10 protein-coding genes are annotated in these 12,341 nt (G+C 41.7%); all 10 read left to right on the top strand.

Going from position 1 to position 12,341, the window contains the following annotated elements; translation table 11 throughout:
• Positions 1-538: 538 nt before the first annotated feature.
• The 10 genes from B7695_RS06970 (at position 539) to B7695_RS06920 (ending at position 12,312) form a co-directional block, all read left to right on the top strand.
• On the top strand, positions 539-730 hold the full coding sequence (locus B7695_RS06970; protein WP_012972435.1) for a hypothetical protein: 192 nt from the start codon (positions 539-541) through the stop codon (positions 728-730).
• A complete protein-coding gene (locus tag B7695_RS06965; protein WP_084890673.1) occupies positions 727-921 on the top strand; it encodes a hypothetical protein in 195 nt (64 codons plus the stop codon). The genes B7695_RS06970 and B7695_RS06965 overlap by 4 nt, the downstream gene beginning before the upstream one ends.
• Positions 908-1,792, top strand: a complete 885-nt coding sequence (locus tag B7695_RS06960) for an ABC transporter ATP-binding protein (protein ID WP_084890671.1) — start codon at positions 908-910, stop codon at positions 1,790-1,792. The genes B7695_RS06965 and B7695_RS06960 overlap by 14 nt, the downstream gene beginning before the upstream one ends.
• A gap of 1 nt (position 1,793) precedes the next feature.
• Positions 1,794-2,531: an ABC transporter permease gene (locus B7695_RS06955; RefSeq protein ID WP_084890669.1), complete on the top strand. Its 738-nt coding sequence runs from the start codon at positions 1,794-1,796 to the stop codon at positions 2,529-2,531.
• Entirely contained in the window at positions 2,531-3,628 is a 1,098-nt protein-coding gene (locus B7695_RS06950; RefSeq protein ID WP_084890667.1) for a sensor histidine kinase, read from the top strand. The genes B7695_RS06955 and B7695_RS06950 overlap by 1 nt, the downstream gene beginning before the upstream one ends.
• 1 nt (position 3,629) lies before the next feature.
• Positions 3,630-4,229 carry a response regulator transcription factor gene (locus B7695_RS06945; protein WP_084890665.1) on the top strand — a complete coding sequence of 200 codons (600 nt, stop codon included), beginning with the start codon at positions 3,630-3,632 and terminating at the stop codon, positions 4,227-4,229.
• A 320-nt stretch (positions 4,230-4,549) separates the two neighbouring features.
• Entirely contained in the window at positions 4,550-4,963 is a 414-nt protein-coding gene (gene rpsL, locus B7695_RS06935; RefSeq protein ID WP_001142332.1) for a 30S ribosomal protein S12, read from the top strand.
• Positions 4,964-4,982: 19 nt separating this feature from the next.
• Positions 4,983-5,453, top strand: a complete 471-nt coding sequence (gene rpsG / locus B7695_RS06930; RefSeq protein WP_000087873.1) for a 30S ribosomal protein S7 — start codon at positions 4,983-4,985, stop codon at positions 5,451-5,453.
• A 282-nt stretch (positions 5,454-5,735) separates the two neighbouring features.
• Positions 5,736-7,817, top strand: coding sequence for an elongation factor G (gene fusA, locus B7695_RS06925; protein WP_000090354.1), 2,082 nt, complete (start codon positions 5,736-5,738; stop codon positions 7,815-7,817).
• Between the two features lie 103 nt (positions 7,818-7,920).
• Positions 7,921-12,312 carry a PolC-type DNA polymerase III gene (locus B7695_RS06920; RefSeq protein WP_084890663.1) on the top strand — a complete coding sequence of 1,464 codons (4,392 nt, stop codon included), beginning with the start codon at positions 7,921-7,923 and terminating at the stop codon, positions 12,310-12,312.
• The last annotated feature ends 29 nt before the right edge of the window (positions 12,313-12,341 follow it).

The raw sequence follows: 12,341 nt of genomic DNA, 5'->3' as shown, positions 1-12,341 counted from the left end.
TATCATGGAAAATCCCTCCTTAACTATAAGTTTATCACATAAAAAAGAAACCCAAATACAGAATTGTATTTGAATTTCTTAACTTAATGACATTGGTTTGCTTCTCTCTTTTTTTTTTTTTAATTTCAGTAATTCATTTTGATTGCGTATGCTTTTTTGTTTCATGATTTGTTCAATGAATACTGTAGTTTAGGTACATAAATTAAAATTTAACAGATTGTATAATTCTTACAAACTTTTAAGAAAGTAATTGAAGAGTTTTTTTGCTCCGCCTATAATATATGTTTCAATGTTATAAAAATTGCTGCTATTACGAGTCTAGATAAGTATTAGTTTACATTATAGTGTGAATAGGATTTAATATCTCTTTTGAGGAAGCTACCTTAGCTTTTTTCTACTTGTGTTTTATTGTATAGTGTATCTTTCTTGTTTTGAACAGAATCTTTTATGACATTTGTCATATCTCCTCATGACAGAAGTTTCTAGTGATTCTACCTTCAAAGAATTATACTAGATGTATCAAGTGGAGGAAGAAAAAATGAAACATAAAGTAATTGTCGCAATGAGTTTAGTAGCAGCAGGAGTCATGACTTATCTCATGTTCTCAGGATTGGATGAAGATTTCTATCATTTTCCTTGGGAGCTATTTGCAGGATTTGGAATGATGTCCTGGCTTATCCGAGAAGGTTTGAAATTAGTCTCAGATGTGAAAAAGGAGTTTGAAAAATGAAAAAAGCGTTTCTCTATCTTTTTATTGGACTATCACTAGTGGTATGGTTGGTAGAAATGTTTACAGGTTGGTTTGATCAAGCCTTCCTTCACCAATTCATCCGTGGTGCCTTGGGACTAGGATTTATGATTTTTATCGCCTTTCCTATGGGAATGGAGTGGCTGAAAGGAGAATATTATGAACATGATTAAGGTACAAGGCTTACATAAAAACATCAAGGGTAAGGCTATTTTGAAGGATATTTCCTTTGAGATAGCTGAAGGTGAATGTGTTGCCATGATTGGGCCAAACGGAGCAGGAAAGACCACACTCTTGGACTGTTTGCTCGGAGATAAATTGGTCTCCAGCGGTCAAGTATCTGTTCAAGGTTTACCAGTGACGAGCTCTAAGTTAGATTATACTAGGGCTTATCTCCCCCAAGAAAATGTAATCGTTCAGAAACTAAAGGTAAAAGAGTTGATTGCTTTCTTTCAACGTATTTATCCAAATTCCTTGAACAATCAGGAAATCGATCAACTATTGCAGTTTGATCAGCAACAGAAAGAGCAATTTGCAGAAAAATTGTCAGGTGGGCAAAAGCGTCTCTTTTCTTTTGTCTTGACCTTAATTGGGCGACCAAAGCTTGTCTTTTTAGATGAGCCTACATCGGCTATGGATACCTCAACTCGTCAACGCTTTTGGGAAATTGTTCAGGAACTAAAAGCTAAGGGAGTTACCATTCTCTATTCCTCCCATTATATTGAAGAGGTAGAGCATACAGCGGACCGAATCTTGGTCTTGAATAAGGGAGAGTTGATTCGCGATACAACACCTCTAGCCATGCGCAGTGAGGAGATTGAAAAGCACTTTATCCTTCCTCTAGCATACAAGGAAGTCATTGAGCAGTCTAACTTGGTTGAAAACTGGTCACAAAAACAAGATGCTTTGCAAGTAGTTACACGTGAAGCGGATGCTTTTTGGCAACTGTTAGTGCAAGCAGGATGTAGGATTCAAGAAATTGAAGTCAATAATCGTAGTTTGCTAGATACAATCTTTGAAGAAACACAAAAGGGAGATGACTAAGATGAAACGATGGATCGCACTAAACAAGATAGAATTTCTATTGACCAAACGACAATTAGTCTATTATCTATTATCCGTAGGGATGCCGACAGCCTTCTATTTATTCTTTTCAGGCATGTACCAGGACACACCTGGTGGACCAGCTAATTTTATGCGTGATTACCTCATCTCCATGACAGCCTTTTCCATGATGTCGACAGCTATGTTTTCATTCCCAGCTGTTTTACATACAGATAAAATCAACAACTGGCAGAAAACATTGCGCCATACCCCTGTAAATATGGTAGAATATTATCTATCAAAGATAACCAGTATGATGGTTGATTATTTGGTCTCAATCCTGGTTGTTTTCTCAGTTGGGCACTTGGTCAGAGGTGTGGATATGTCTTTAGGAAGCTGGATTGGGGCTGCGTTCTTGCTGATAGTAGGAAGTGTAGCTTTTGTAGCGCTTGGCTTGACCTTGACACTCTTGCCTTCTAGTCAGCTGATGTCTGTCGTGGGCAATCTTCTCTATCTAGGCTTGGCTGTTTTAGGTGGACTCTGGATGCCCATCTCTTTATTTCCAGACTGGATGCAAGCAATCGGGAAGCGCCTACCAACTTATCAGTTGATGGAGTTGCTCAAGACCTTCTTAAACGAGGGTAGCATCAATCTATCAGCCACAGTTTATCTACTTGTTTTTTCAGCAGTTTTGTTTGGTTTGACCATTTACCTTCAAGGTCATAAGGAGAATGCTTAATGCTTGAAAGACTGAAAAGCATACACTATATGTTTTGGGCCAGTTTAATTTTTATGATTTTCCCCATCCTACCTGTAGTGACTGGGTGGCTTTCTGCCTGGCATTTATTGATTGATATTCTATTTGTAGTGGCGTATTTGGGTGTTTTAACAACTAAGAGCCAGCGCCTATCTTGGCTATATTGGGGCCTCATGCTGACTTATGTAGTTGGGAATACTGCCTTTGTTGCTGTTAATTATATCTGGTTTTTCTTTTTCCTATCCAATCTCTTAAGTTATCATTTCAGCGTAGGTGGTTTAAAGTCTTTACATGTCTGGACTTTTCTTCTTGCTCAAGTCCTTGCTGTGGGACAAATTTTGATTATTCAGAGAATCGAAGTTGAGTTTCTATTCTATCTACTTGTAATTCTTGCTTTTGTCGATTTGATGACTTTTGGTTTGGTTCGGATTCGTATTGTGGAGGATTTGAAAGACGCGCAGGCCAAGCAAAATGCCCAGATAAATCTCTTGCTAGCTGAAAATGAACGTAGTCGTATCGGTCAGGATTTGCATGATAGTCTGGGACATACCTTTGCTATGCTGAGTGTCAAAACGGATCTAGCCTTGCAGTTATTTCAGATGGAGGCTTATCCACAGGTGGAAAAGGAATTAAGAGAAATACAGCAAATTAGCAAAGAATCAATGCGTGAAGTGCGAACCATTGTGGAAAATCTTAAGTCTAGAACTTTGGCATCTGAACTAGATACTGTGAAAAAGATGTTAGAAATTGCTGGAATTGAGGTGGAAACGGATAACCAACTAGATACTGCTAGCCTTACTCAAGAATTGGAGTCAACGGCTTCCATGATTTTGCTTGAGTTGGTGACCAATATCATCAAACATGCCAATGCATCTAAAACTTACTTAAAATTAGAACGGACAGAGAAGGAACTCATTCTAACAGTGAGAGATGATGGCTGTGGCTTTACTTCTATAAAGGGGGATGACCTCCATACAGTTCGAGATCGTGTTCTTCCATTTTCGGGAGAAGTAAAGGTAATTAGTCAGAAACAACCGACAGAAGTTCAGGTTCGACTACCTTATAAGGAGAGAAACTAAGATGAAACTACTTGTTGCAGAAGATCAAAGTATGTTACGAGATGCCATGTGCCAGTTACTTGCCTTTCAAGCAGATGTAGAGTCTGTCTTACAAGCCAAGAATGGGCAAGAAGCAATCCAACTATTAGAAAAGGAGTCTGTAGATATCGCCATCCTTGACGTAGAAATGCCCGTTAAGACAGGTCTTGAAGTCTTGGAGTGGATACGAGCAGAAAAGCTAGAAACAAAGGTGGTTGTAGTGACGACCTTCAAGCGTCCTGGGTATTTTGAACGTGCGGTCAAGGATGGAGTAGATGCTTATGTATTAAAGGAACGAAGCATTGCAGACCTCATGCAAACCTTGCACACCGTCCTCGAAGGACGCAAGGAGTATTCGCCTGAATTGATGGAAGTGGTGATGACGCATCTCAATCCATTAACAGAGCAAGAAATCGCAGTTTTAAAGGGAATTGCTCAAGGCTTGTCTAACCAAGAAATTGCAGACAAACTCTATCTATCCAACGGAACAGTCCGAAACTATGTCACCAATATTCTTTCAAAACTAGATGCAGGTAATCGAACAGAGGCAGCTAATATCGCGAAAGAATCTGGTTGGTTGTGATACTATCATAACTCGAAAACCATTATGTGCTAAAATTGAAATTATTCAATCAAACAAACAATTTTGTAACTAGAGGAGGGTTTAGTTTCCTCCTTTTTGTTTACTCTAAGGTGCTAGCAAGGAGCTAAAATTAACAATAAAAAAGAAAAATATCTTGACAACCAATGGAAAATTTTGTTACAATAATAGACGGTACTTTTTACTTTTGGTCTCTCAAGAGTGTACAGGGACGTGCTGACAAATGTTGCAAAAGTACACACAGATGATAGCTGTCACCAAGTGTATCATCACCAAAAATAAAAAAACACAGGAGAATGTAGATGCCTACAATTAACCAATTGGTTCGCAAACCGCGTAAATCAAAAGTAGAAAAATCTAAATCACCAGCTTTGAACGTTGGTTACAACAGTCATAAAAAAGTTCAAACAAACGTTTCTTCACCACAAAAACGTGGTGTTGCAACTCGTGTTGGAACAATGACACCTAAAAAACCTAACTCAGCCCTTCGTAAATTCGCTCGTGTACGTTTGAGCAACCTTATCGAAGTTACTGCCTACATCCCAGGTATCGGACACAACTTGCAAGAGCACAGCGTGGTGCTTCTTCGTGGTGGACGTGTAAAAGACCTTCCAGGGGTACGTTACCATATCGTCCGTGGTGCACTTGATACTGCAGGTGTTAACGATCGTAAACAAGGCCGTTCTAAATACGGTACTAAACGTCCAAAAGCATAAGGAAAGGGGATAAAGAGAAATGAGTCGTAAAAATAGAGCTCCAAAACGTGACGTATTGCCAGATCCGCTTTACAATTCACAACTAGTTACTCGTCTTATCAACCGCGTTATGCTTGATGGTAAACGTGGTACAGCTGCTTCAATCGTTTACGGTGCCTTTGAGCAAATCAAAGAAGCTACTGGAAACGATGCACTTGAAGTATTTGAAACAGCTATGGAAAACATCATGCCTGTACTTGAAGTACGTGCACGTCGTGTTGGTGGTTCTAACTACCAAGTCCCAGTTGAAGTTCGTCCAGAACGTCGTACAACACTTGGACTTCGTTGGTTGGTAACAATCGCTCGTCTTCGTGGTGAACACACAATGCAAGACCGTCTTGCAAAAGAAATCTTGGATGCTGCTAACAACACTGGTGCAGCTGTTAAGAAACGTGAAGACACTCACCGTATGGCTGAAGCTAACCGTGCATTCGCACACTTCCGTTGGTAAGATAGGATGCGAAAGCGTTAAGAAAGTCCCAGAGAAAATAGGGAATCGAAGCAGGTTGCGATTGCAACCAATGAGATTCATCTTTTTCTCCAGACTTTTAGCTTGAGCTCAACTCAACTAACTTGGGCTTTTAGCCCGAGTTCGATTCAATTTGTAAACCTACAAGTTGAAACTAACAATAGCATGAAAACATTGAGAACGGGTAGGTCCTGCCTATCCGTTTTTATTAAAATCATGTTATAATAGAATAGAAATCAAAAATAAATAGGAGAAACAAACCTCATGGCACGCGAATTTTCACTTGAAAAAACTCGTAATATCGGTATCATGGCTCACGTCGATGCTGGTAAAACAACAACTACTGAGCGTATTCTTTACTACACTGGTAAAATCCACAAAATCGGTGAAACTCACGAAGGTGCGTCACAAATGGACTGGATGGAGCAAGAGCAAGAGCGTGGTATCACTATCACATCTGCTGCGACAACAGCTCAATGGAACAACCACCGCGTAAACATCATCGACACACCAGGACACGTGGACTTCACAATCGAAGTACAACGTTCTCTTCGTGTATTGGATGGTGCGGTTACAGTTCTTGACTCACAATCAGGTGTTGAGCCTCAAACTGAAACAGTTTGGCGTCAAGCAACTGAGTATGGAGTTCCACGTATCGTATTTGCCAACAAAATGGACAAAATCGGTGCTGACTTCCTTTACTCTGTAAGCACACTTCACGATCGTCTTCAAGCAAATGCACACCCAATCCAATTGCCAATCGGTTCTGAAGATGACTTCCGTGGTATCATCGACTTGATCAAGATGAAAGCTGAAATCTATACGAACGACCTTGGTACAGATATCCTTGAAGAAGATATTCCAGCTGAATACCTTGACCAAGCTCAAGAATACCGTGAAAAATTGGTTGAAGCAGTTGCTGAAACTGACGAAGAATTGATGATGAAATACCTCGAAGGTGAAGAAATCACTAACGAAGAATTGAAAGCTGGTATCCGTAAAGCGACTATCAACGTTGAATTCTTCCCAGTATTGTGTGGTTCTGCCTTCAAGAACAAAGGTGTTCAATTGATGCTTGATGCAGTTATTGACTACCTTCCAAGCCCACTTGATATCCCAGCTATCAAAGGTATTAACCCAGATACAGATGCTGAAGAAACTCGTCCAGCATCTGACGAAGAACCATTTGCAGCTCTTGCCTTCAAGATCATGACTGACCCATTCGTAGGTCGTTTGACATTCTTCCGTGTTTACTCAGGTGTTCTTCAATCAGGTTCATACGTATTGAACACTTCTAAAGGTAAACGTGAACGTATCGGACGTATCCTTCAAATGCACGCTAACAGCCGTCAAGAAATCGACACTGTTTACTCAGGTGATATCGCTGCTGCCGTTGGTTTGAAAGATACTACTACTGGTGACTCATTGACAGATGAAAAAGCTAAAATCATCCTTGAGTCAATCAACGTTCCAGAACCAGTTATCCAATTGATGGTTGAGCCAAAATCTAAAGCAGACCAAGATAAGATGGGTATCGCCCTTCAAAAATTGGCTGAAGAAGATCCAACATTCCGAGTTGAAACAAACGTTGAAACTGGTGAAACAGTTATCTCTGGTATGGGTGAGCTTCACCTTGACGTCCTTGTTGACCGTATGCGTCGTGAGTTCAAAGTTGAAGCGAACGTAGGTGCTCCTCAAGTATCTTACCGTGAAACATTCCGCGCTTCTACTCAAGCACGTGGATTCTTCAAACGTCAGTCTGGTGGTAAAGGTCAATTTGGTGATGTATGGATTGAATTTACTCCAAACGAAGAAGGTAAAGGATTCGAATTCGAAAACGCAATCGTCGGTGGTGTGGTTCCTCGTGAATTTATCCCAGCGGTTGAAAAAGGTTTGGTAGAATCTATGGCTAACGGTGTTCTTGCAGGTTACCCAATGGTTGACGTTAAAGCTAAGCTTTACGATGGTTCATACCACGATGTCGACTCATCTGAAACTGCCTTCAAGATCGCGGCTTCACTTGCTCTTAAAGAAGCTGCTAAATCAGCACAACCAGCTATCCTTGAGCCAATGATGCTTGTAACAATCACTGTTCCAGAAGAAAATCTTGGTGATGTTATGGGTCACGTAACTGCTCGTCGTGGACGTGTAGATGGTATGGAAGCACATGGTAACAGCCAAATCGTTCGTGCTTATGTTCCACTTGCTGAAATGTTCGGTTACGCAACAGTTCTTCGTTCTGCATCTCAAGGACGTGGTACATTCATGATGGTATTTGACCACTACGAAGATGTACCTAAGTCAGTACAAGAAGAAATCATTAAGAAAAACAAAGGTGAAGACTAATCAGTCTTCGCTCTAGAAGGAAGTCACTTAGTGGCTTCCTTTTGTCTTTAGAAAATACCTCTAAATATGGTAAAATAGTAGAAGAATAATGTGAGGAAAATGAATGTCAAATAGTTTTGAAATTTTGATGAATCAACTGGGGATGTCTGCTGAAATGAGACAGGATCCTGCTTTAGCACAGGCCGATATTGAGCGAGTTGTGGTTCATAAAATTAGTAAGGTATGGGAGTTTCATTTCGTATTTTCTAATATTTTACCGATCGAAATCTTTTTAGAATTAAAGAAAGGGCTGAGTGAGGAATTTTCTAAGACAGGCAATAAAGCTGTTTTTGAAATCAAAGCTCGGTCTCAAGAATTTTCAAATCAGCTTTTGCAGGCCTACTATAGGGAGGCTTTCTCTGAAGGGCCATGTGCTAGTCAAGGTTTTAAGTCCCTTTATCAAAATTTGAAAGTTCGTGCGGAGGACAATCAGCTATTTATTGAGGGCTCAGAGGCGATTGATAAGGAACATTTTAAGAAAAATCACCTTCCTAATTTAGCCAAACAACTTGAAAAATTTGGTTTTCCTACTTTTAACTGTCAAGTAGAGAAAAATGATGTGCTGACCCAAGAGCAGGAAGAAGCCTTTCATGCTGAAAATGAGCAGATTGTTCAAGCGGCCAATGAGGAAGCGCTCCGTGCTATGGAGCAACTGGAACAGATGGCACCACCTCCAGCTGAAGAGAAACCAGCCTTTGATTTTCAAGCCAAAAAAGCTGTAGCTAAACCGAAGCTGGATAAGGCAGAGATTACTCCTATGATTGAAGTGACGACGGAGGAAAATCGTTTGGTCTTTGAAGGGGTTGTTTTTGATGTGGAGCAAAAAGTGACCAGAACAGGGCGTGTTTTGATCAACTTTAAAATGACGGACTACACTTCAAGTTTTTCTATGCAAAAGTGGGTTAAGAATGAAGAAGAGGCTCAGAAATTTGATCTAATCAAGAAAAATTCTTGGCTCCGAGTTCGTGGGAATGTGGAGATGAATAACTTCACACGCGATTTGACTATGAACGTGCAGGATGTGCAGGAAGTTGTTCACTATGAGCGTAAGGATTTGATGCCAGAAGGTGAGCGTCGGGTTGAGTTTCACGCTCATACTAACATGTCGACCATGGATGCTCTACCAGAGGTTGAAGAAATCGTTGCGACAGCTGCTAAGTGGGGACACAAAGCAGTTGCTATCACCGACCACGGGAATGTTCAATCCTTCCCACACGGCTATAAGGCGGCCAAAAAAGCGGGAATCCAGCTGATCTATGGTATGGAAGCCAATATCGTGGAGGATCGTGTCCCTATCGTCTATAATGAAGTGGAGATGGACTTGTCAGAAGCGACCTACGTGGTTTTTGACGTGGAAACGACAGGACTTTCAGCTATCTATAATGATTTGATTCAGGTTGCGGCTTCTAAGATGTACAAGGGGAATGTCATTGCTGAATTTGATGAATTTATCAATCCTGGGCATCCCTTGTCAGCTTTTACTACTGAGTTGACTGGAATTACAGATGACCATGTCAAAAATGCCAAACCACTGGAACAAGTTTTGCAAGAATTCCAAGAATTTTGTCAGGATACAGTCTTAGTCGCTCACAATGCGACCTTTGACGTTGGCTTTATGAATGCCAATTATGAGCGTCATGGTCTGCCAAAGATTAGTCGGCCAGTTATTGATACGCTGGAGTTTGCTAGAAACCTCTATCCTGAGTACAAACGTCATGGTTTGGGGCCTTTGACCAAGCGTTTTGGTGTGGCCCTAGAACATCACCACATGGCCAATTACGATGCGGAAGCTACAGGTCGTCTGCTTTTCATCTTTATCAAAGAGGTAGCAGAAAAACATGGTGTGACTGACTTAGCTAGACTCAACATTGATTTGATTAGCCCAGATTCTTATAAAAAAGCTCGGATTAAACATGCGACCATTTATGTCAAGAATCAAGTAGGGCTAAAAAATATCTTTAAGCTGGTTTCCTTGTCTAATACCAAGTACTTTGAAGGAGTGCCACGGATTCCGAGAACGGTTTTAGATGCCCATCGGGAAGGTCTGATTTTAGGTTCAGCTTGCTCTGAAGGTGAAGTTTTCGATGCAGTTGTTTCCCAAGGTGTGGATGCGGCGGTTGAGGTGGCCAAGTATTATGACTTTATCGAGGTTATGCCACCTGCCATCTATGCTCCCTTGATTGCCAAGGAGCAGGTCAAGGATATGGAAGAACTCCAGACCATTATCAAAAGTTTGATAGAAGTGGGAGACCGCCTTGGTAAGCCTGTTCTGGCTACGGGGAATGTCCACTATATCGAACCAGAAGAAGAGATTTACCGTGAAATTATCGTCCGTAGTTTGGGTCAGGGAGCGATAATTAACCGTACCATTGGTCACGGTGAGCATGCCCAACCAGCTCCTCTTCCCAAGGCTCATTTTCGAACAACCAATGAGATGTTGGATGAATTTGCCTTCTTGGGCGAGGAATTAGCTCGGAAACTAGTTATTGACAACACCAATGCCTTGGCAGATATCTTTGAACCTGTTGAGGTTGTTAAGGGGGACTTGTACACGCCTTTCATAGACAAGGCTGAAGAAACGGTCGCTGAATTGACCTATAAGAAAGCTTTTGAGATTTATGGAAATCCGCTACCAGATATTGTTGATTTGCGGATTGAAAAGGAATTGACTTCTATTCTGGGAAATGGATTTGCTGTGATTTATCTGGCTTCCCAGATGCTGGTACAACGTTCCAATGAACGGGGCTACTTGGTTGGTTCTCGTGGGTCTGTCGGATCTAGTTTCGTTGCGACCATGATTGGGATTACGGAGGTTAATCCTCTATCTCCTCACTATGTCTGTGGTCAGTGTCAGTATAGCGAGTTTATCACAGATGGTTCGTACGGTTCAGGATTTGATATGCCCAATAAGGACTGTCCAAACTGTGGTCACAAACTCAGTAAAAATGGGCAGGATATTCCATTTGAGACCTTCCTTGGTTTTGATGGAGACAAGGTTCCCGATATTGACTTGAACTTCTCGGGAGAAGATCAGCCTAGTGCCCACTTGGATGTACGTGATATCTTTGGTGAGGAATATGCCTTCCGTGCAGGAACGGTTGGTACGGTGGCTGCCAAGACCGCTTATGGATTTGTCAAGGGCTATGAGCGAGATTATGGCAAGTTTTATCGTGATGCAGAGGTGGAACGTCTTGCTCAAGGTGCAGCTGGTGTCAAGCGGACGACGGGACAACACCCGGGGGGAATTGTTGTTATTCCTAACTATATGGATGTCTACGACTTTACGCCTGTCCAGTATCCAGCGGATGACGTGACAGCTGAATGGCAGACCACTCACTTTAACTTCCACGATATCGATGAGAACGTCCTCAAACTCGATGTGCTGGGGCATGATGATCCGACCATGATTCGGAAACTCCAGGACTTGTCTGGGATTGATCCTAATGAAATCCCAATGGATGATGAGGGAGTTATGGCTCTCTTTTCTGGGACTGATGTGTTAGGGGTAACACCTGAGCAAATCGGAACGCCGACGGGTATGCTGGGGATTCCAGAGTTTGGGACCAACTTTGTACGTGGAATGGTAGACGAGACCCATCCGACAACTTTTGCAGAGTTGCTTCAGCTCTCAGGTCTATCCCATGGTACCGACGTTTGGCTGGGCAATGCCCAAGATCTGATTAAACAAGGGATTGCAGACCTATCAACCGTTATTGGTTGTCGGGACGACATCATGGTGTACCTCATGCATGCTGGTCTCGAACCTAAGATGGCCTTTACTATCATGGAACGGGTGCGTAAAGGCTTATGGCTCAAGATTTCCGAAGAGGAACGTAATGGCTACATCGAAGCCATGAAGGCTAATAAGGTACCAGAGTGGTATATCGAGTCTTGTGGGAAAATCAAGTACATGTTCCCTAAAGCCCATGCGGCAGCCTACGTTATGATGGCCTTGCGTGTAGCTTACTTCAAGGTTCATCATCCCATTTATTACTACTGTGCTTATTTCTCAATCCGTGCTAAGGCTTTTGATATCAAGACCATGGGGGCGGGCTTGGATGCTATCAAGCGCAGAATGGAAGAAATCTCTGAAAAACGGAAGAATAATGAAGCCTCTAATGTAGAAATTGATCTTTATACAACTCTTGAGATTGTCAATGAAATGTGGGAGCGTGGTTTCAAGTTTGGAAAACTCGATCTCTATCGTAGTCAGGCGACAGAGTTCCTTATCGATGGGGATACCCTCATCCCGCCATTTGTAGCAATGGATGGTCTAGGAGAGAACGTTGCCAAGCAATTGGTGCGAGCGCGTGAAGAGGGAGAATTCCTCTCTAAAACAGAATTGCGCAAGCGTGGAGGGCTCTCATCAACCTTGGTTGAAAAGATGGATGAAATGGGTATTCTGGGCAATATGCCAGAGGATAACCAGCTCAGTTTGTTTGATGAGTTGTTTTAAAAATTGCTTATTTTGATCAAGTGGACAAA

Origin of the sequence: Streptococcus mitis (genome assembly GCF_002096845.1) — a bacterium.
GTDB classification, from domain to species: Bacteria; Bacillota; Bacilli; order Lactobacillales; family Streptococcaceae; genus Streptococcus; species Streptococcus mitis_A.
This window is presented reverse-complemented; position numbering and strand designations above follow the sequence as displayed.